Consider the following 21,153-nt stretch of genomic DNA (forward strand, 5'->3'; position numbering starts at 1 on the left):
CAAAGAGTCAGGTTTTCGGATTTCGATGCTTCTAAAAACAAATTTATTGCAGATGAGATTATACAAACTGGACTTATTAACGCTGTTGATAAGTCTTTTTATTTTAAGTGGCTGTCAGACTACAGATTCAATCGGGCTTGAGGTTGACCCGGCAACAGATTTAAATGGAAATTTTGTTGACACAATAACTGTAACTGCAAATACTGTAGCAGAAGATTCAATCATTACCAATACCCTGACACAATACCCACTGGGATATATTAATGATCCTGTTTTAGGTAAAACTACTGCAAATATTGCCATGTCGCTCACTCTGGATCCTCCGGGATTAAATTTCGGCACAAGTCCGATTCTTGATTCGGCAGTACTGGTACTTCATTATGGTAAGGAGTTTCACGGCGACAGTACATCACAGTTTCAGGTTGAAGTACATCAGCTGAACAGCAGTCTTAGCCAGTCTGTCGGATATTATAATACACAGAAACAAAGTTATAACAGCACTGTGATTGGCAGTAAATCAGCAAGATTTAATATCAAAGACAGTGTTAAAGTAACAGAAATTGTTACCGGCAAACCGGATGTTAAGAAATCAAAAGCTCCGCAGTTAAGAATAACACTTGATCCGAATTTTGTAAGGAACAATATTGTTAATGCCACTACAACTACTTTGAGCAGTAATGAAGAGCTGAATAAGGCTATCAAAGGTTTATACCTTACTGTAAATAAGGCTCAGAGTAGTGGTCCGGGAGGAATTGTATTTTTTAATCTGAGCGATTCGAGCAGACTGGAAGTATACTACAAAAGCCAGAGCGGAACGGCGATTGATACTACGATGCACAAATTCCCGGTACAGAATACCGCAATGCCTGTTGTTGCTGATTTTAAACACGATTATACCGGAACTGAGATTCAGACCCAACTGAACAACCCTTCAACACAGTATAATTCAGTTTATGTACAGGGCCTTGCCGGACTTCGCACGAAAATCCGCTTCCCTCATCTGGAAAAGCTGAAGAACCTGGGTAATATTACAATCAATAAAGCTGAACTCGTAGTATATGTTATTGGAGGAACTGATACCTTTAAACCGGCTCAGCGCCTGTTTATGTACCGTACAGATATTGCTGATCAAAGGCAGTTCATTCCAGATTTCAGTACTGATCAATTATTTTCAATGACCGATGTAAACTTCGGCGGATATTATGACTCAGCAAAGAAGCGATATAAGTTTAATATCACTACCTATGTTCAGGATATCGTAAAAGGTAAACTGAGGCAATATGACAGCTTTATCGCACCAATAAGTCTGGATTACAACCGCCAGTCGGGCCCGGTTGTTTCAGGTACTACAGCCGGTGGTGCTGCAATTGGCAGTGGTAAGGATGGAATAAGCTATAAAATGAAGCTGAACATCATTTACAGCAAAATAAATTAAGCCTGTAATCCTTTAATTTACGTCTTCAAATTAGTAGTTTAGGCACATAAAATTCTATTTATGTGTGGAATAGTAGGTTACATCGGCTTCCGTGATGCATGGCCGATTGTTATTAAAGGTTTACATAGACTCGAATACCGGGGATATGACAGTGCCGGAGTTGCCCTGATAGACAGGGAGCTCAGATTTTTTAAAAAAGCAGGAAAAGTCAGTGATCTTGAAAAATCAGTTGAGGCTGAAAATCTCAACGGAAAAATTGGGATGGGTCACACACGCTGGGCAACACACGGTGAGCCATCCGACCGAAATTCACACCCCCATACTTCAGGAAATGGCAAGCTGGCCATCATTCATAACGGGATTATAGAAAACTACTCATCATTGAAGGAAACCCTTATTTCCAGAGGACATGTTTTCAAAAGCGATACCGATACTGAAGTCCTTATCCATCTTATTGAAGATATTCAGCAGGAAACTGGTCTCGACCTGAGGGAGGCTGTCAGGGTAGCACTTACACGTGTAATAGGCGCCTATGCAATTGTGATCATGGACAATAGTGATCCCGATGAACTGATCGCCGCCAGAAAAGGAAGTCCGATGGTACTTGGAGTCGGTGAAGGTGAATATTTCATCGCCTCTGATGCTTCACCGATTATAGAATATACCAAGAATGTAATTTACCTGAATGATAACGAGATCGCTTATATAAGAAGGGACGAATTGCTCATCAAAAGTATAGACAATGTTATCCAGATACCTTATATTCAGGAGCTTGAGCTGAAGCTTGAAATGCTTGAAAAAGGTGGATTCGATCATTTCATGCTTAAAGAAATCTATGAGCAGCCCCGTTCTATCAAAGATTGTATGCGCGGCCGTATCTATCCGGAAAACGGCCTGGTACAGCTGGGTGGTATTAAGGAATATGCAGAGAAACTAAAAAATGTTGACCGAATAATCATCGTGGCATGCGGAACTTCGTGGCATGCCGGACTTGTAGGCGAATATCTCATTGAAGAATGTGCACGTATTCCGGTAGAAGTTGAATATGCCTCCGAATTCAGATACAGAAATCCAATTATCTCTGAAAAAGATATCGTCATTGCAATTTCACAATCTGGCGAAACAGCTGATACCATGGCAGCTATTGAACTTGCTAAAGAAAAAGGTGCAACTATTTTCGGGATATGCAATGTGGTTGGTGCATCAATACCAAGATTAACACATGCCGGTGTGTATACACATGCCGGTCCCGAAATCGGGGTTGCATCAACCAAAGCCTTTACAGCCCAGGTAACAGTGCTTACATTGATGGCACTTTACATGGCTCAGCAGAGAGGAACCATTACCCAAAGCAGATTAATTGACCTACTTACCGAGCTCGATAATATCCCGCAGCTGATTGAAAAATGTCTTCAAACAAACGATGAGATCAAATTGATCTCAGAACAATTCAAAGATGCCAGAAACTTTATTTTCCTGGGCAGAGGAAGCGGGTTCCCGGTTGCCCTTGAAGGAGCCCTTAAGCTAAAAGAAATATCTTATATACATGCAGAAGGTTATCCTGCAGCAGAAATGAAACATGGTCCAATTGCACTGATCGATGAAGAAATGCCTGTAGTATTCATAGCTACCAAAAATTCATCATACGAAAAGGTAATCAGCAATATACAGGAAGTTAAAGCAAGAAAAGGGAAAGTGATAGCTATAGTTACCGAAGGTGATATGGTTGTCAGAAGCATGGCTGATTATGTGATCGGGATACCGGAGGCTGATGAAATATTCCTGCCGCTATTAGCTACAATACCCCTTCAGTTACTTTCATATCATATAGCTGTGATGAGAGGGTGTAATGTAGATCAGCCACGAAATCTGGCAAAATCAGTAACGGTAGAGTAGGGCTCCACCGCTACTTAAAAATCAGGCCCTTCTACTATAATTAATAATATCATTCAGGGGTTCTACCCCTTTCCGGACAATTAGTATAGACAAGTCCCCGGGTGAGCCAACATGTTCTGCGCCAAACCTGAATTAGGTTAAGCTCTGAAACTGTACAGGCTTCATTCGCGAAGTGAGGATATGTATAATAAACCAAGCTATTAAATAAGCAAAGCCACAAATGATAAATATGATGTTATAGCCTGCTGTAATATTTCCGGCCAGTTTATAATAATCAAGTATAAAGCCTACCAATAAGGGGAAAAAAGTAGACCCGATGGAACCCGTCATTCCCCCAATTCCTACCACTGAACTTACTGCCTTTTTGGGAACCATGTCTGAAACAATGGTAAAAATGTTGGAGCTCCATGCCTGATGGGCAGCAGCAGCAATGCTTATAATTCCTACCGCAACCCAGATATCCGTTGCATACCTGGCAAGAATGATCGGTAATACACTGATTGCAGCCACAAGTAATGCTGTTTTTCTGGCTTTTAATATTGGCCAGCCCTTCCTGATGAGATAAGATGATAAATATCCTCCGGCAATACTGCCAACTGTGGTTGCTGAATATACTATAACCAGATGCAGACTTGGCTTTTTCAGATCGAGATTAAAAGTGCTTGAGAAATAAGACGGCAGCCAGAACAGGAAAAACCACCACACGGGATCCGTTAAGAGTTTTCCGATAATAAAGACCCATGTTTGTTTTATGGAAAGCAGACGACGCCATTTGATGGAACCTGTATGATCGGAATCGGGCTCAGTGTCGCTATGAATAAAGTTAAACTCCTCTTCACTCAATTTCTTATGCCGGGACGGAATCTCATAAAATAACCACCATAATATTAACCAAACGAAGCCGAGGACACCGGTAATAATAAATGCTTCCTGCCAGCCATAAAATCCCAATAACCATGGTACCATGATCGGGGCTACAACGGCTCCGATACTGGTACCCGAATTAAAAATACCGGTTGCCAGGGCACGTTCCTTTTTAGGAAACCACTCTGCCACTGCTTTAACAGCAGCCGGGAAATTTCCAGACTCACCCAGACCCAGTAAGCCCCTCACTATTCCAAAGCCCAGAGTACTTTTTACAAATGCATGCAGAATAGCTGCTACACTCCAAACTATAATTGATATTGAGTAACCTATCTTGCTGCCTATCTTATCGATAATATTGCCGAAAATTATGAAGCCGAGGGCATAACAGGCAGCGAAAGCCATGACAATATTTGCATAATCAGATTCAGTCCAGCTAAATTCCATCTCTAAAGTTGGTTTAAGAAGACCAATAACCTGTCTGTCAATATAGTTTATAGTGGTAGCGAGAAAAAGTAAACCGCAAACTACCCACCGATGATTGCCAAATGAAGTCTTGTTCATATTAAAAGATTAGGCTGTTTATAAAGCTATATTTTGTTAGAATTTGAGTTTCCTGCATTATGATAACAAATATCCTGAATGATCTCCATTCAGTCGGGCCTTCGTAAGATTCCCAAAATTTAGATTTACAGCTATCTGATCAGGAGGGAGACAATTATGATATTGAATAATCGACACTATTTCCACAAAATCATGGTAAAGTGCATGCTCTGCTTCGGACTTCAACAGGAGGTTTTGGTCTAAGAATGATTTCATTTCCATATTCAATTATACAATAAGATTCATAGAATTGGTGATTTCGCAAAATTAATTTTCAGCTTTTACCAGATCAAAGCGAAATCCCCCTCTTCCATGGAATAAAGTCATCCTGTCTGTGACGCACAGCAGCTACCTCAGTCTCACCGCTGGCCACACTAATCACGTATTCCAGTATACGTTCTCCGGCTTCGGCTATTGTTTCCTCCCCCTCAATGATAGAGCCTGTATTAATATCGATAATGTCCCTCATACGATTAAATAAAGTTGTATTGGTTGCTATTTTTACAACAGGCACAATAGGGTTACCGGTAGGAGTACCCAGTCCAGTAGTAAACAATACAATATTTGCTCCCGAAGCTACTTCCGCAGTAGTAGATTCTACGTCATTACCCGGTGTACATAAAAGATTCAGTCCGGGTTTAATTACTTTTTCCGGATAATCAAGTACGGCGACTATCGGAGATGTACCTCCTTTTTTTGCTGCACCTGCCGATTTGATCGCATCAGTGATCAGGCCATCCTTGATATTCCCCGGAGAAGGATTCATATCAAAACCGGATCCTGCTGCAATGGCCTGGCTGTTATAATTTTTCATCAGGTTAGAAAATCGTTCTGCCTGATCGATACTTACACAACGGTCACTGAGATCCTGTTCGACTCCACAAAGCTCGGGGAATTCAGAAAGTATGACTGATCCGCCCAGAGCAACAATCATATCCGATGTATAGCCTATTGCAGGATTTGCTGAAATTCCTGAAAATCCATCAGAACCACCGCATTCCAGACCAATACAAAGCTTACTCAATGGTGCTGGTCGGCGCACAGACCTGTTCGCCTGAATCAACCCTGCAAGGGTTTGCCTGATAGATAAAGAAAATAAATCTGCTTCAGTACCAATATCCTGTTGTTCAAGAATATAAAGTGGTTTATCAAATTGCGGGCTTCGCTTCTCAATTTCGGCCTGCAGCATCGAAACCTGTGCATTTTGACAGCCCAGGCTGAGAATAGTGGCTCCTGCCACGTTTGAATGTGTAATATAACCGGCAAGAAGACCGCAAAGTGTTATCGCATCCTCTCTGGTACCGCCACATCCCCCATTGTGTACCAGAAACTTGATTCCATCAACATTTGGAAATACGCGTTCCTGACTTTCCTCTGAAGTTTCAAAATATGAGGAAGCATTCAGAAGCGCATCTTCATTCTTTCCATCCCTGATCATACCAATCAGCTTCAAAACATCCTCCTGATATTTTTTCTTTCGGCCATATCCCAGGGGTGTTATAAGTGCTTCCTGCAAAACCTCAATATTCCTGTTCTCACAAAAAACCATGGGTATAACAAGCCAGTAATTTGCGGTACCAACGCTGCCATCAGACCGGTGAAACCCATTAAATACCGATTTTTGAAATTTAGAAACATCAGGAGACTGCCAGGAAGTTTTACGCGAGCGTGTTTCAAATTGATTTGCTGCATGTTTAATATTCGCAGTAGTAATTAAGCTCCCTTTATCAAGATCTGTTTGCGTAATGCCCACAAGTACCCCGTACATAATGATTTTACTTCCCTCAGGCAGCATTGCTACCGTAAACTTATGCTTCGCCTGAATATCATCCTGAAGTACTATTTCTTCACCCGCGTAAGTAATAATTTCGCCCTTGCGTAAATCTTTTAAAGCCACGATTACATTGTCATCGGGATGAACTTTTAGAATATTCTGTTTCATTCTTATAATAGTCCTTAATTTATTTTTTCAACTGCATTTTTTACACCGTCTTTTTCAATATTCCGGAGATAGCCTCTTACCGCTTCTACAAAACCGGGGAGTAGAGACAGGTCTGTGCCCCATATATCGTAATTTGCGAGAACATTGGACACTACTTCATCCGAATTGTGATTAGTCCACTGATCTGAATAATAAAGTGCCCAATCATCCTCTATTTTGTAGCTTCTATTATTGCATTGACCAAAAAATGTTCCGTCTGTTCCATCTGAACGCATGAACCGCAGATATGCTGCAAAGCCAAATGCAATATTCTCCGGAACCCTGTTAAAATTTTTATAATAGCAAAGAAGCACAGGTACTACCCGCATATTAAGCTTCATTGTATAATTTACGCTGATACTAAGCCACTGATGCCTGATCTGCGGGTTTCGGAACCTGTCGAGGACCTTATCCGAAAACTGCAATGCAATTCCGGGATCGACAGGGTATGGAATAGCAGGAGCAAGATTATCCCGCATGAGAGATGAAATGAATTCCTGCGTCAATGGATCCTCCATTGCGTCACATACGGTTTCCATTCCGGAAAGGAATGCCACAGCACAGCTTAAGGTATGCGTTCCGTTGAGCAGTCGTAATTTCAGCTCCTTATAAAGAGTTATATCTTCGGCAATAACAACTCCAGAATCTACCTGTTCAAATGAAAGGATTTTCTTTAACTCTTCATTACCCTCGATGGCCCAGAGCCGGTAAACTTCAGCAAAAACAAGCAGCTCATCACGATACCCCAGCTCATCTTCCATTTTCTGCATTGTAATTTCATCTGGTTTTCCCGGAACAATACGATCTACAAGAGTATTGCAGAACGTATTGCTCTCAAGCCATTTCATAAACTCCTTTTCCAGGTTGTTTTGTTCTGCCAGTTTAAAAACAATGTCTTTCAGCTTAGTTCCGTTATCTGAGATCAATTCAGTTGGGAGAATTACTAAGCCCTTACTTTCATCCCCATTAAATACTTTATACCGGTGATATAATACAGCAAGCAGTTTACCGGGAAAGGATACGGGAGGTACCGTACTGATATCATCCTGTATAAGCACGATGCCCGTTTCAGTTGTATTGGAGATAACAATCTCCAATTCCTTTGATGCTGCCACATCAAGAATAGCCATCCATTCAGTTTGTGCGGTAAGCACTCTGCTCACTGCAGAACAAATCAGGTTCTCTTCTATTTTCCTCCCATCTTCAATACCCCGTATTCCAATAGTGTAAAGCGAATCCTGGTTTTTAAAATCATCAGTACCCCCTTTCTGTGTTGATTTCACAATCACAACACGGCCGTTAAAGATCCCCTGCCTGTTTGCTTTATCAATAAAATAATCAGGCAATCCGCGCAAAAGTACGCCGGTGCCAAATTGAAGAACTTTTTCAGGCAGATCAAAGGCACCGGCCAGAGGCACGATGAGTTTATCAGAAGGTTTAATATTATCTAAATTCTGTTTTCTCAAAATCATATCATCCTGTATTTCTGGTCCGGAACCGGGCATTCAATTCCGGGTTCATCATATACATTTAATCTATAAACCGGATTAGTATTTGGCAATTGACCGGTTTGGGATAAATTTTATTCTGCTTATAATCACTGGCATTTCAGTACGAAAACAATTGTACATATTTTTAAACAAGCATTAAATAAAACAAGAAGATATATCTATGCAATCGTTGCCGAAACTGTAAAAAACAAGAAAAATAAATCCCGGGGTGAACATTAAGCTTTACCCGCAATATTGTTATTCAGATACCTTGAATTACATTCGGTTATGGAGGTTTTCGGTATAAACCAGAGCTACTTCAGTTAAAAGATCAGGAAGCAAAATCCGGAATTATCAGGTGATAAGTACCCAAACCTTCATGTCTTCTGCAGCGTAAAATTATTATATTAGGAAATAATTAAAATAACATTAAATATACTTTATGGGGCATGCCGTTACGATAAAAGACATTGCAAAAATTTTAAATGTTTCAGTATCAACTGTATCAAGAGCACTTAGGGATACTTACGATGTTAACCAGGAAACTAAAAAAAGAATACTTTCCCTTGCTGCAGAGTTAAATTATAAACCCAATTTCAATGCTACCGGTCTGGCGCAGGGAAGCACTCATAACATTGGGGTAGTACTCCCTTTCATTACAAACTATTATTTTTCAACAGTCATAACCGGAATTCAGGAAGTGGCATATGACAACAACTACAATATCATTTTATTTATCACAAATGATTCTTCTGAAAGGGAGTTGTCAATTATCCAAAACCTATCCCTTTCCCGTTTAGATGGATTATTGGTATCAGTTTCTTCCAATTCAGATTCCTGTAATCATTTCCAGGAAATAATTGATGAAGGTACTCCAATAGTATTTTTTGACCGTATAGCCAGCAATATTGACACATCGAAAGTGATGCAGGGTGATTATAAGGGTGCATTCGAAGCTGTAGAACATCTGATTGAAAGTGGCTATACTAAAATTGCCCATATCGCAGGTCCAAAGGGATTAGACTTTACTGAAAAAAGATTAAACGGATACCTTGATGCATTAAAAAAACATGGATTGGCAGCCAGAGAGGAATGGATTATCTTCTCCGGATTTTCCCAGGAATACGGCGAGACTGATACCTATCAGCTTTTACAATGTGAACAAAGACCTGATGCGATTTTTGCGGTAAATGACAGGAAGGCAATAGGGGCTATTGTAGCACTGAAAAATAATGGAGTAATTATTGGTAAAGAGATTGGTGTGATAGGTTTTACTGATGATCCGATATGCACTATAATTTCTCCTTCAATAACTACGATTGCCGAACCGGCCTTTGAGATTGGAACAACAAGCTGCGATCTGCTTTTAAAACACATCAATAAGAAAAATTTCAATCCTCAGGAGATCATATTACCCGGCAAACTAATGGTCAGGGATTCAACCAGAAGAAATTAACAGGAGTGCCTGCGTAGGAGATCAAACCGAACTTCTCAATCTTATCAGCTAACGCAGGCACCCTGCTATAGAGATCTGTTATAAACCACCTTTCCATTAATAATGGTAGTCTGAATATTAATATTCCCGTCAAAGAGAACGATGTCTGCTTCCTTTCCTTCAATCAGAGACCCCTTCCTGTCGGCTACATTCATAATACGGGCAGGGGTGCTGGTCATCATCCTGACAGCCTCCAAAAGAGGAACATCAGCCATATTAACCATATTTCTCACAAGCCGGTCTGCCGTGGCAACGCTTCCTGCAAAGGAAGTACGATCGGGCAGTTTAGCTACTCCGTCCTCTATTATCACCTTCAAACCTGTGTCCTTATTTCCTAAAATACTTTCACCTTCAGGCATACCTGCCCCGCGCATTGCATCAGTTATGAGGGCAATCTTATCCGGACCTTTAATTTTATAGATAAGCTTCAGCAGAGGTGCCGGAAGATGAATTCCATCCGCAATAATTTCCACATCCATTTCATCTATAATATATGCGCTTTCTATTACCCCTGCATACCGGAAAGCATTTCTACGGCTAACTCCTGACATGCCTGAATACAGGTGGGTAGCAAGCGTATAACCATTTTCAAAACCTTCGAGCACTTCCTCGTAAACAGCGTCTGTATGGGCTAATGCCGGCAAAATCCCCTTTGAGAGCAGATATCTGGCAAATGGTATTGCTCCTTTTAATTCCGGCGCCGCACTCCATCGTTTAATAAAATTGGATCTGGCAATAACATCCATGTATTCTTCAGGATCAGGATCGCGGATGTAACGCGGATCCTGTGCTCCGCGCTGATTCATTGCAAAATAGGGCCCTTCCAGGTGCATACCCAGAAATTGTGCACCATTCTTATTGTTTTTATCCGCTCTTTCGTAAAGTTCCAGCGTCTTCAGCAGATCCTCTTTTTCACTGGTCAGGGTTGTTGGCGACATGGAAGTAGTTCCATATTGTGCATGGATTTCTGCTGCTTTCAAAAAAGCTGTTTCACTCCCATCCATGAAATCGTGACCGCCACCGCCATGTACATGGATATCAATAAACCCGGGCGATATATAATTTCCCTTCGCATCAATTTCAATCGCATCGCTGACATCAATATTCCCTTCTTTCACTTCAGTAATTATACCATCGCTTATCAGGACTGTTCCCTGAGGGATCATACGGTAAGGGGTAAGAATTTTACCGTTATATATTTTTAAACGTTGCTGGTTCATATTATTTATTCTCCTATTAACTAAAACCTATTTTTTAACACTATGAAAAGCGGTTTTTTCTCATCCATAGCTTTATTTCCTATAAATCCATGACCAAGGATAATATCCGGCTTCCCATCGGCATCAAGATCGGCTACATCCATTGTTGTTGCCTTATTGAATTTTGTTTCTAAAGGCAAAGAATAAGGCTCAAAGTTTAAATTTCCTTCGTTCTTCAGAAATGTAAAGCCTTCTTCCGGATGCCGGTTATCAGTAAAGAAACCAATGGCTGCTATATCCAGATCTCCGTCTTTATCAAAATCACGGGCCATCGCTTTAATGCACCCGTTAACGGGAAAGAAATATTCTTCTGTAAATTCATTCTTCCCGTTATTTATAAAAACGTATACACCATGATATGGTTTTAATTGATTAATTCCGTCTCCCCGGTCACCGCAGGTATACAGAATATCAGGGAATCCGTCACTATTGAAATCATTTAATTCAAATGAAGAAGAACCATAAGTTGGAGGCAATTGTATGACTTGTTTCCCGGCAAATAATCCATTGCCTTTATTGGTAAATAAGAAAACACCCTCCTCTCCCTGAGCGAACTGTGCCCATATATCAGGCCGTCCGTCATTGTTATAATCCTGCATAAAGGCCTTATTTGCACCAGCCACTGCCCGAATGTTATGACGTAAATATTTCCCCTTACCTTTATTTTCCATCCACAATAAAGCACCACTTACATTTCCGAATTCGCAAATCAGGTAATCCTTCTTACGGTCTCCGTTAATATCAGCAGCAGTAATCTGTACCGGCCTTGCCAGACCTTCAAATAATGGTTCAGGTTGAGTCCTGAAAATTCCCTGATCGCTTAATTTAATCCGTATTAAACTGCCATCCTTTGAATTATTGCCAAAAAGATTATTGCCAATCTTACAAACTACTATTTCATGATCAAGAAAGTTTATATCAACAACCGGACCACCTGTGATTAAGGAATCTGTTACCTGTAACTTATCGTTAAGCAAAAAAAGAGTGTTTGAAGCAGCCCGGCTAACGAATATCCGGTGTGGCTTTACAGATGTATCAATTTTAATAAAAGACGCGGTATTCCCTTTTCTATGCAACAATTCCGGGGCTAATTCTATTGAAAAAAATGGAAGTCGGTTTGTAACCGGCTTTTTATTTGCCGGGGATAAAACTGCAGGTGCTGAAGTGGTGTAATAATCAATAATCTGCTGCCATTCGGAAGAGCTCATCGCAGCCTCTGAAGGATAAAAGCTTTGATCAATATCAGTAAAAATAGGATATGGCTGCCCTTTGTGATCAAATATGCCTAAACGCGGCCCCATCATTACCAGGGCCGCCTGCCAGTTATCTTTATCCAGCAGAGAAGGATCGGGTAACATATGGCATGATTTGCAATGTTTTACCGCCAATGCTTTTCCCTGCCCGATGCCCCCGGTATTATCATATGCGGCCCTGCCAGTGCTGTAATCTGCATTTTTTAAGTCCCTGATACTATGTGCACTGTCCAGCATATAAATACCGGCGCAAAAAATCAATAAAATCATGATAAGAATGATTGATTTTTTACCCTTCAGGTATCGTTTATTTTTTAATGCCATGGCCTATAGTATACAAGTATACACTGATTTTCGGCCTGCTGGTAAAAATTAATTACCCGGCAGGCCAGACCCCTCATTAGATTTCGAATTCCGTTTATCCTGAATCTGATCTAATTACTTTTCTGAGTTAAATCAGCAGAAAGAAATTCAGCAGAATATTTATCAAGGTAATAAGAACAATCCGGGTGAAGCTGAAGTATACTTGCCGGGAACAAGTTACTCACAGGTTGCTCCAGACAATCTTTAACGGCCTGAGCTTTTCTGATATCCGGAACCGAACAGATAATGTGCTTTGACTTGCATATTTGTTTAATAGACATGCTGATTGCCCTTTTTGGCACATCTTCAACAGATTTAAACCAGCCCTCATTAAACTGCTGCTTACGACAGGCTTCATCAAGATCAACAATGATATAAGGCTCTGTTGTATCAAAATCAGCTGGCGGATCATTAAAGGCCAGGTGACCATTTTCGCCAATACCAACGAGGGCGACATCTATTGGATTTGCTTCAATGATCATGCCCAGGCGATTACATTCCTTAACCGGATCAGTTTCGCCATCTACCAGATAGACTGCTTTTAAAGGAGAAACCTTACTTAAGAACCTTTCTTTCAGGTATTTCCTGAAGCTCGCTCCGGATGATTCAGGAAGTCCGATATACTCATCCAGATGAAACATAACTACTTTGCTCCAATCTATATCTTTTTCTGTGATCAGTTGCTTTAAAGTTTCAAACTGGCTTGATCCGGTAGCCAGAATAATATTTGCCTGACCCTTATTTGCTATGGTTGTCTTTATTAATTCAGCAGCAGCTTTTCCTGCTGATATTCCTAATTCAATAGGATTGTTTGATATAATAACTTTCATCAGTATATAATTTGTTTTTTAAAGGTGATGAACCTACCGGCAGGTAGGGCAATCATGATTTAATCATTATACCCCTGCGGGCTTTGGTAAAATCATGATGGTTTCATTTAAAATGATTGGTGCTTTAATTAATATTCGGTTTTGGTGTAAAAAGCAGTAAAATAAGAGATTTGAGCCTATTATATTTTAACCTGAGTGTTTCCTCCTTTTGCCATTGAAAGATCTACCGGTTGATTATTTTTCCATGATCCTGCAGTAAAATCAGGCACATCAATTGAATTTGAACGGTTGTTTACAGACCACTCACTTAATGGGAATATTGAACTCCACAGCGCTGCATCATATACATTCTGGTCAAGAGGTAATCCGTTCCGAAGGCAGTCTATGGTACGCCAATCCATTAAGAAGTCCATACCACCATGGCCTCCAACCTGTTTTGCGAGTTCGCCTATTTTTTTAATAATAGGAGGTGTATATTTTTCCTCGAGTACTTTAAATTGCTCTTCTGAAAGCCAGCCTTCATGACTGGTAGAAATACGGGCCGGCAGAGGATATTTTTGGGCCGTACCTTTCGTTCCGCTTACAAGATGAATTCTGGAATACGGGCGGGGAGAGGTTACATCGTGCTGCACCATGATCGTCTTTCCCTTATTTGTCCGGATGGTAGTCGTATTCATGTTACCGTTGAAAGCCTTGTCTGCAAATTGCTTGTAGTGTTCATCTTTGGCGGCAAGCTTTTTAGCATTCTCTCCCATCATGAAATCATTGCTGGAAACAGAAACCAGATAGTCCATCTTATCACCCCGGTTGATATTCATTACCTGACATACAGGTCCCAGACCATGGGTTGGATACAGGTTACCTTTTCTGTTCGCGTCCATTCTAAGACGCCATTGATCATAGTATTTTTCTTTAGAAAAATCGCCTTCAAGAAGATCATGTATATATGCCCCTTCAGCATGAATAATCTCTCCAAAAAACCCCTGACGGGCCATATTCAGAGTAAGCAACTCAAAAAAGTCATAGCAGCAGTTTTCCAGCATCATACAATGCTTACGGGTCCGTTCAGAAGTTTCTACCAGTTGCCAGCATTCTTCAACAGTTGTAGCAGCAGGCACTTCCACACATACATGTTTCCCATGATTCATGGCATAAACAGCCATAGGAGTATGCAGTTCCCATGGAGTAGCAATGTATATCAGGTCAATATCCTGACGCTCACATACTTTTTTCCACTCTTCTTTGTTCCCGCTGTAAATCATGGGGTTCTGCCCGGAAGCTTCTATCTTCTTTTTGGCTGCATTGGCCTTTTCAGGTCGTAAATCAGCTATTGCTTTAATCTCTACGCTGCCTATTTTACTCATCCTGACAACGGCTCCGGTTCCACGGTTTCCAGTTCCGATAAAACCTATGCGCACTGTTTCCAGTTTCGGAGCGGCATAGCCTGACATGTTGAACTTCTGAACGTGGTTTTTTTCCAGATTATAGCCAGGAAAGAACTGGCCTTTATCCTCTGAACCAGCATAAGCTGGAATTATACCAGCTCCTGTCAAACCCAGGCCAGCCATACCGGCAAGTTTTATAAAGTCTCTGCGATTGTTCTTCATATTTTAACGCTTTATTAATTTAATTGAAAATGGTCTCTCCCCGCTGATTGGATATCGTTCGTAGCTTCTTAAACTCCTGCTGGTATGATCTTAACTCCTCTTCACTTATCTTACCGCCCGACATCGTTAACGGATTTATCATCCTGACATTCTTACCGCTCAGCGCAGCTGCCAGCGATACATCTCCCCAGTTAAGAAATCCAGGAAGGTGGATACCCATACTGAAAAAATCTACCGAACCCTGACTATCAAACTGGTAACTCAGTGGAGCATCCCGAAGAATAATTTCATCCACATTCCCTCCCGTAGCTGCTAAAAACAAACCTGCAAGACCTGACTCTTTGCTGCCGTCCATACTCACCTTCTGAGCATGATACTTTGTCCTGAGGAATTCACTAAGCACCCCAAGCTCCTTTACCCATTCTCCTAAAATCGTTTTCCCAAGCCATAACTCAGACCGAGACTGCGTATGCAGCATCATGCTCCTGTTCCCTGTATTTTCTTTTGTGGATGATGCCTCCCCCGTGCCTGATAAATCTGCAATAACAATGCCCTGACCTTTTTTCTTCAATTCAGTAATCAGTTCCGCTGAAATCGCTTTCTTCCCCCCGGGATTGCTGATGATGACATATCCCAAAGATTTGTTAGCCGGAGCCATGTGTAATACCGGAATCAGCTTATCATCAGAGCTTTCCAAAGCCAGGCGGTCCCAGCCTCCATCACTGGTATACTGATGTACTTTCCTCAGTCCTGAACGCTCATTGATCCGTAAGATATTCCGTAATTCCATTTGCTTCTCAGATGCATCAACTGAGCCTGCACTCAAAAAGGCTGATCTTAGTTCTTTTCCTCGCTTTTCACAGTAAGCTGCCGTAGTAATGACGGCAGGATCACGTTTGCCGATCGGGTAAACCATGAGTTGTTGATTTGGCAAAGTTTCAAATGGAATTTCTTTTTTAGGAGCTCCTGTTCCAATACCTTTCAGGTGAAGGTCAAACCATCCAAGCATCGCTTCCCGGTCCTCAGACCAATAACCATGGGTTTTGTCGAATACCTGGGAACTGATATTATTTTCTGCGCCAAGCATTTCAAAGACAGGCCTGGCATTATTAAATGTGCGCTGCATTTCAAAAGGGAAAAAAGAAGGAGCAGCATCCTGTTTATGATTACACATCTTGATTGCCCGCGGAGCAACCAGACCAAGAACGCCTGCTTCCTCAGTAAAGGTCAGTCCATCCGGCAACAGCTCGCAAATGCAATTGGAACGCATCACATACGACTCAAAAGTACCTACACTAACTACCGGCAGAGCAGCTTTAATGCGCTCGTCTATCGCTGCCAGCCACATCGTTTGGTTACCCCCGCCACTGGCTCCGGTTGCGCCTATATTTTTAGGATCAACATAGGGAAGTGAGCTGAGTAAATCCACTCCACGCATATTATCAGAGATCTGAACACCTGTCAGAGACTCGCCGATATTCAGAAGGGAAGCTCCCAGGTTGGCCCCGTGATATTCAAATATACCATGGACTGAAGTTCTTTCCCCGGCTCCCCATGGGTCAATAGTCAGACATACATACCCATTAAGAGCCAAACTATGCCCAACAGGCTGCGGGCCGTCTATATCACTTTTGCCTTTTCTCCAATGGCCAAGCATATTGATTACAGCAGGAAATGGCCCTTTGCCTTCAGGAACATATAAATTTGCAGTGGCATAAACTCCCGGACGTGTTTGAAAGGAAATGTTCTTAATTCTGTACCCTTTCATCTGAACTGAGCCCGTCTCCTTTATATCCAAAGGCAGATCATGGTTTACAATGAGGCCCGTCTTCTGTATAATGTTCTTTCTTAGCCCCGACCGGTATGTTTCCCACTCCTTTGCATTATCAGGCAATTGATGAGTCCCGAATTTCAGAATCGCCTGGCCTCTAAGCCTGCTCTCAAGCAGATCAGCATGATTTCTGGTCAAAACAGATGGAAGGCTGTCTGTAATGAAAGCGGTTCCTTTAATATCAATTTGATTTTTAAATCTGTAAACAGGTGAAGAATAAATATGTATAAGTGAGAACAGAGCACAAAATAATACAACTCGTTTCATAACAAATATTTAGGTGAATTTTGACACATAGAGTTAGATTCTGTAGTATTTATACACAAACGATATTTAAGAAATTTAAACCCTCGTGCTGATATTAGATTCAGACATAGACTTCTGGAGAAATTTACACAGAATTTCACCTGCTTTCCATAAAATCAGATGAATAAAAGAGCGATAACGGTACCGATAACGTTATCGCTCTTTTGTTCGATTTTTAAAAGAAACCTGGTATTATTATTACCTTTAAGTCTTATTTTGAATGATAATTGATTAACAGATGTATGATAATAAATTGAGATTGGATTACCTTGTACAATCAAATTGCCTGATAAAAATGTCCGAGGTTTTATTAAAAAACAGAGACTAATTAAAAGGTATTGGAAACACTATCCCAACCTGTATAATCTTTAGATAAAAACAAACGCCTGAAAAACAGAAGTAGATCATCATAATTATTAAAAAATCATGTCAAAAAAATTATTATTTACAGTAACTCTGCTCTTTTGTATGTTCACATCATGGTCTGCTTTCAGCAAAGATCCTGAAGGATATTACTACCAGATTAAAATTTATCATTTTAAAGGTAAAGCTCAGGAAGAGCGGATCGATAGTTTTTTACAGCACGCTTATTTACCTGCAATGCATCGGGCCGGGATTAAGGAATTGGGTGTGTTCAAACCAATAAATCAGGATATAAACGATCAGTTAATTTATGTTTTTATTCCCTTCAGAAAGCTGCAACACTTTGAGAATACAAGAAAAGTGCTGGAAAATGATAAACAATATCAGCAGGATGGGAAAGATTATTTAAATGCCCAGTATAATGATCCGCCTTATAGCCGTATTGAATCGATGCTGTTAAGTGCTTTTAGCGGCATGCCTAAACCTGCTGTTCCAAATCTGAATGCGCCGAAAAGTGAACGCTTTTATGAGCTTCGCAGTTATGAGAGTGCAACTGAGAATTATTCATTAAACAAAATAAAGATGTTCAATGTAGCTGAGGTAAGCATTTTTCAGAAACTAAATTTCAATGCTGTTTTCTATGGCCAGGTAATTTCAGGCAGTAAGATGCCAAATCTTATGTATATGACTACATTTAATAATAAGGCTGACCGCGATAAGCATTGGGCCGCATTCACACCTGAATACAGTAAAATAAAGTCTTTGCCTGAATATCAGAATAATGTGTCTAAGAACGTACAGGTTTACTTATATCCAACAGACTACTCTGATTATTGATCTTTGTATTTAAGTATAGAGAAAGGCAATCTCAGTATTAAGAAAAGTGTTCGACCTCGTATACATATTTTAAGTGCAGCCGCGTACTTTAGTTATTCATGATCTCTGTTATTATTGGTGTTCATGGTCTCTCCGGTATTCGGCTGCATAGTTTCATGCCACAGGATCTTTATAAGTCATCACAATTTGGCCTTTTCCATCTTAGGCGTTAGAAAATGTATGATAATCCAGGCCAGAAGAAAAGAACTTCCGCAAATCAGAAAAATAATGTTATAGCCCGCTATAATGTTGCCGGAATTTTTATAATGATCAAGAATAAAGCCAATAAACATAGGGAAAAGCACACTGCCTATTGCACCAACCATACCTCCCAATCCAACCACAGAGCTGATTGCTTTCTTCGGGAACATGTCCGGAACTATAGCAAAGATATTAGCACTCCATGCCTGATTAGCTGCCACAGAAAGACTTATTAATGCTACAACAAGCCACATATCGGTAGTGTATCTGGTTGCGACAATAGGAATTACACAAAATGCAGCAACCAGTAATGCTGTTTTTCTGGCTTTATATACCGGCCATCCTTTTTTGATCAACCAGGACGAAAGATAACCTCCGCCAATACTTCCAACCATAGTGCCGGCATAAACAAAAACAAGCGGTAAACTGGGTTCCTTCAAGTTAAGATTAAAATACGTGGTGAAATAAGAAGGGAGCCAGAACAAAAAGAAAAACCATATTGGGTCTGTAAAAAATTTACCGGCAATAAAGGCCCAGGTTTGTTTCAACCTCAGTAACTGAGCCCAGCTTACATTGCCTGTATATTCTTCTGTGGTTTCCTCTGCATCACTATGTATATAGTCAAGCTCACTCTTGCTTAAACGTTTTTGATTTGCCGGGGTAAAATAAAAAATACGCCATGCAATTAACCAGGCGAAACCTAATGAGCCCGTAATCAGAAAAGCAGCCTGCCAGCCATAAACAGCCAGCAACCATGGAACCAGGATAGGACCTACACAAGCCCCTATATTAGAGCCCGAATCTAATATCCCAATTGCCAGAGCCCGTTCTTTTTTAGGAAACCATTCTGCAACAGTTTTCACTCCTGCCGGATAATTTCCAGATTCGCCTAAACCAAGCAAGGCCCTGACTGCTCCAAAACCAAAAGTGCTTCTGACAAAAGCATGAAGCATAGCAGAAATACTCCACACAGTTACTGAAATTGTATATCCAAGTTTTGTTCCTATTCTGTCAATTACTTTTCCGTACAATAATTGTCCCAGGGCATAACAGGCCGTAAATGCCATAACAATCCTGCTATAATCGGTCTCAGTCCAGTTAAAAACTACCTCCAGTTCAGGTTTCAGCAGGCCAAAAATTTGCCGGTCAATATAATTTATTGTGGTGGCAGCAAACAAAAGAAACGCAATGAACCAGCGGTAATTTCCAACTTTCATTCCGGACCTTTCATAGTGAGTCTTTACAGGCATATCCTTATTCATTCCAATATTGTTTAAATATTACTTTCTGTTCTTACAGCAAGTTTTCCTATAATTTCTTAAGTCCGGGAAACCATTTTTCCGCATTCTTACGATATATTTTATCTACTACTTCCCGCGGCAATTTCAGGCCTCTAAACTCTCCCTCGACTTTCGGGACACGCATCTTTTCATCTGTAGTAAAAAACTTCCAGTGACGCATCCAAACTTCATGAGAATGTTTTTTGATCCCTTCCGCATCTGTAATTCCATTATTTACAATGTCCATAGCACCTCTTCTAAGATCAGTTCCATAAATGAGCCTGTCCTGGTATTTTATAAAAAAGTCATGTACTTTTTGCCATTCTGTTAGTGTCTGATATTGAAGATGAGAAATACGTTCTGCCATATCTACTGCCATATTGGGATATTTATCAAGACGTTTTGCCAGTTCATCCACACTCCATTCCAGACTTCCAAGGTGAGCGCCAATAAATTTCAGATCCGGATGTTTAGCAAGCATATGATCCCTGGCATTGATATAATCTTCATATGACGGACGTTCAGGATGTAAGTACATGTGCTCATCAGGATGGGCGCGGGCATAATCCCTGTTTCCATTTACAGTCATTTTTTCTAAAGGCAGCCAGGAATTTCTGTGCTCTCCCAGGTGGCCGATTAAAGGAATATGGTTTTTAGCCATGTAATCGAGTATAGGGTCAAAGCGCGGATTATCAATCATAACCAGTTTGCCGTTTTTATCCTTCAGGAAAAACCCGATATTCTTCCATACCTTAACGGCAATAGCTCCATTGGATACTGAATTTTTTATGTATGAAACAGCCTCTTCCTGCCAATCATCGTTATTGAAGTTTTCAAGGGAAAAGGTGGTGCCCCAGGCAACGCGGTCAGGAAAAGCTTTTATCATCCTGATTGAAAATTCCTGCTGCTCTTCAATTGGTTTACCATTATCCTTATATACATTCAGATTCAGGACACGAAAATTATCCTCTTCTGCCTGCTTTATAAAGATCGTATCCGCATCAGACTGGATATGAAAATGGGCATCGATTTTATCAAGAGATTTAAAATCCTCAAGAGTATAATAAGATGAACCTGACTTTTCATTTCCTGATTTTAAATTACTGACTTGTGTACACTGCTGTAAAAAACCGGCAAGAAGAATCAGGAACAGGAGTTTATATCTTCTAAAACATTTCATTATGTTATATATTAAATTCAGGGTTGGTTTTTATTTTATG

14 protein-coding genes are annotated in these 21,153 nt (G+C 40.6%); 4 read left to right on the forward strand and 10 right to left on the reverse strand.

Features of this window, described 5'->3' with window-relative positions; genetic code table 11:
* The first annotated feature begins 52 nt into the window (after nucleotides 1-52).
* Together P2W72_RS02375 and glmS are read left to right on the forward strand one after the other, a co-directional pair.
* Nucleotides 53-1,435, forward strand: coding sequence for a DUF4270 domain-containing protein (locus P2W72_RS02375; protein WP_276359276.1), 1,383 nt, complete (start codon nucleotides 53-55; stop codon nucleotides 1,433-1,435).
* Between the two features lie 60 nt (nucleotides 1,436-1,495).
* On the forward strand, nucleotides 1,496-3,331 hold the full coding sequence (glmS, locus tag P2W72_RS02380) for a glutamine--fructose-6-phosphate transaminase (isomerizing) (protein ID WP_276359277.1): 1,836 nt from the start codon (nucleotides 1,496-1,498) through the stop codon (nucleotides 3,329-3,331).
* A 132-nt stretch (nucleotides 3,332-3,463) separates the two neighbouring features.
* Here the strand turns inward: glmS and P2W72_RS02385 are convergent, their stop codons facing one another.
* The 3 genes from P2W72_RS02385 to P2W72_RS02395 form a co-directional block, all read right to left on the reverse strand.
* The gene (locus P2W72_RS02385) at nucleotides 3,464-4,759 is read right to left on the reverse strand and encodes an MFS transporter (protein WP_276359278.1); all 1,296 of its coding nucleotides are present in this window, start codon (nucleotides 4,757-4,759) and stop codon (nucleotides 3,464-3,466) included.
* A 328-nt stretch (nucleotides 4,760-5,087) separates the two neighbouring features.
* Nucleotides 5,088-6,740 carry an altronate dehydratase family protein gene (locus tag P2W72_RS02390; RefSeq protein WP_276359279.1) on the reverse strand — a complete coding sequence of 551 codons (1,653 nt, stop codon included), beginning with the start codon at nucleotides 6,738-6,740 and terminating at the stop codon, nucleotides 5,088-5,090.
* 14 nt (nucleotides 6,741-6,754) lie between these two features.
* Nucleotides 6,755-8,251: a tagaturonate reductase gene (locus P2W72_RS02395; RefSeq protein ID WP_276359280.1), complete on the reverse strand. Its 1,497-nt coding sequence runs from the start codon at nucleotides 8,249-8,251 to the stop codon at nucleotides 6,755-6,757.
* 460 nt (nucleotides 8,252-8,711) lie between these two features.
* Between P2W72_RS02395 and P2W72_RS02400 the strand changes: the two genes are divergently transcribed.
* Nucleotides 8,712-9,725 (forward strand): LacI family DNA-binding transcriptional regulator, encoded by a 1,014-nt coding sequence (locus tag P2W72_RS02400; RefSeq protein ID WP_276359281.1) that lies wholly within the window; start codon nucleotides 8,712-8,714, stop codon nucleotides 9,723-9,725.
* Between the two features lie 65 nt (nucleotides 9,726-9,790).
* On the opposite strand, the gene nagA is transcribed toward P2W72_RS02400, so the two are convergent.
* From nagA to P2W72_RS02425, 5 genes are all read right to left on the reverse strand, one after another.
* Nucleotides 9,791-10,984 (reverse strand): N-acetylglucosamine-6-phosphate deacetylase, encoded by a 1,194-nt coding sequence (nagA, locus tag P2W72_RS02405; protein ID WP_276359282.1) that lies wholly within the window; start codon nucleotides 10,982-10,984, stop codon nucleotides 9,791-9,793.
* Between the two features lie 20 nt (nucleotides 10,985-11,004).
* Complete coding sequence (locus tag P2W72_RS02410) at nucleotides 11,005-12,600, reverse strand: VCBS repeat-containing protein (RefSeq protein ID WP_276359283.1); 1,596 nt, start codon at nucleotides 12,598-12,600, stop codon at nucleotides 11,005-11,007.
* Between the two features lie 110 nt (nucleotides 12,601-12,710).
* Nucleotides 12,711-13,469, reverse strand: coding sequence for a glucosamine-6-phosphate deaminase (locus P2W72_RS02415; protein WP_276359284.1), 759 nt, complete (start codon nucleotides 13,467-13,469; stop codon nucleotides 12,711-12,713).
* 179 nt (nucleotides 13,470-13,648) lie between these two features.
* Nucleotides 13,649-15,076: a Gfo/Idh/MocA family oxidoreductase gene (locus P2W72_RS02420; protein ID WP_276359285.1), complete on the reverse strand. Its 1,428-nt coding sequence runs from the start codon at nucleotides 15,074-15,076 to the stop codon at nucleotides 13,649-13,651.
* A gap of 19 nt (nucleotides 15,077-15,095) precedes the next feature.
* Complete coding sequence (locus tag P2W72_RS02425) at nucleotides 15,096-17,174, reverse strand: acetylxylan esterase (protein ID WP_276359286.1); 2,079 nt, start codon at nucleotides 17,172-17,174, stop codon at nucleotides 15,096-15,098.
* A gap of 465 nt (nucleotides 17,175-17,639) precedes the next feature.
* Here P2W72_RS02425 and P2W72_RS02430 point away from each other — a divergent pair, with 465 nt between their 5' ends.
* Nucleotides 17,640-18,413: an NIPSNAP family protein gene (locus P2W72_RS02430; protein WP_276359287.1), complete on the forward strand. Its 774-nt coding sequence runs from the start codon at nucleotides 17,640-17,642 to the stop codon at nucleotides 18,411-18,413.
* A gap of 179 nt (nucleotides 18,414-18,592) precedes the next feature.
* On the opposite strand, the gene P2W72_RS02435 is transcribed toward P2W72_RS02430, so the two are convergent.
* Nucleotides 18,593-19,915 (reverse strand): MFS transporter, encoded by a 1,323-nt coding sequence (locus tag P2W72_RS02435; protein WP_276359288.1) that lies wholly within the window; start codon nucleotides 19,913-19,915, stop codon nucleotides 18,593-18,595.
* A 46-nt stretch (nucleotides 19,916-19,961) separates the two neighbouring features.
* Nucleotides 19,962-21,113 (reverse strand): amidohydrolase family protein, encoded by a 1,152-nt coding sequence (locus P2W72_RS02440; RefSeq protein WP_276359289.1) that lies wholly within the window; start codon nucleotides 21,111-21,113, stop codon nucleotides 19,962-19,964.
* Nucleotides 21,114-21,153 lie beyond the last annotated feature (40 nt).

Origin of the sequence: Daejeonella sp. H1SJ63 (assembly GCF_029360775.1) — a bacterium.
Lineage (GTDB): Bacteria > Bacteroidota > Bacteroidia > Sphingobacteriales > Sphingobacteriaceae > Daejeonella.

Bases quoted from the DNA above. Each gene is read 5' to 3' on its own strand.
- P2W72_RS02440 (WP_276359289.1), bottom strand. From the start codon at position 21,113: ATGAAATGTTTTAGAAGATATAAACTCCTGTTCCTGATTCTTCTTGCC.
- P2W72_RS02375 (WP_276359276.1), top strand. From the start codon at position 53: ATGAGATTATACAAACTGGACTTATTAACGCTGTTGATAAGTCTTTTT.
- P2W72_RS02425 (WP_276359286.1), bottom strand. From the start codon at position 17,174: ATGAAACGAGTTGTATTATTTTGTGCTCTGTTCTCACTTATACATATT.
- P2W72_RS02385 (WP_276359278.1), bottom strand. From the start codon at position 4,759: ATGAACAAGACTTCATTTGGCAATCATCGGTGGGTAGTTTGCGGTTTA.
- P2W72_RS02430 (WP_276359287.1), top strand. From the start codon at position 17,640: ATGTCAAAAAAATTATTATTTACAGTAACTCTGCTCTTTTGTATGTTC.
- P2W72_RS02400 (WP_276359281.1), top strand. From the start codon at position 8,712: ATGGGGCATGCCGTTACGATAAAAGACATTGCAAAAATTTTAAATGTT.
- P2W72_RS02435 (WP_276359288.1), bottom strand. From the start codon at position 19,915: ATGAATAAGGATATGCCTGTAAAGACTCACTATGAAAGGTCCGGAATG.
- P2W72_RS02420 (WP_276359285.1), bottom strand. From the start codon at position 15,076: ATGAAGAACAATCGCAGAGACTTTATAAAACTTGCCGGTATGGCTGGC.
- P2W72_RS02415 (WP_276359284.1), bottom strand. From the start codon at position 13,469: ATGAAAGTTATTATATCAAACAATCCTATTGAATTAGGAATATCAGCA.
- glmS (WP_276359277.1), top strand. From the start codon at position 1,496: ATGTGTGGAATAGTAGGTTACATCGGCTTCCGTGATGCATGGCCGATT.
- P2W72_RS02395 (WP_276359280.1), bottom strand. From the start codon at position 8,251: ATGATTTTGAGAAAACAGAATTTAGATAATATTAAACCTTCTGATAAA.
- P2W72_RS02390 (WP_276359279.1), bottom strand. From the start codon at position 6,740: ATGAAACAGAATATTCTAAAAGTTCATCCCGATGACAATGTAATCGTG.
- nagA (WP_276359282.1), bottom strand. From the start codon at position 10,984: ATGAACCAGCAACGTTTAAAAATATATAACGGTAAAATTCTTACCCCT.
- P2W72_RS02410 (WP_276359283.1), bottom strand. From the start codon at position 12,600: ATGGCATTAAAAAATAAACGATACCTGAAGGGTAAAAAATCAATCATT.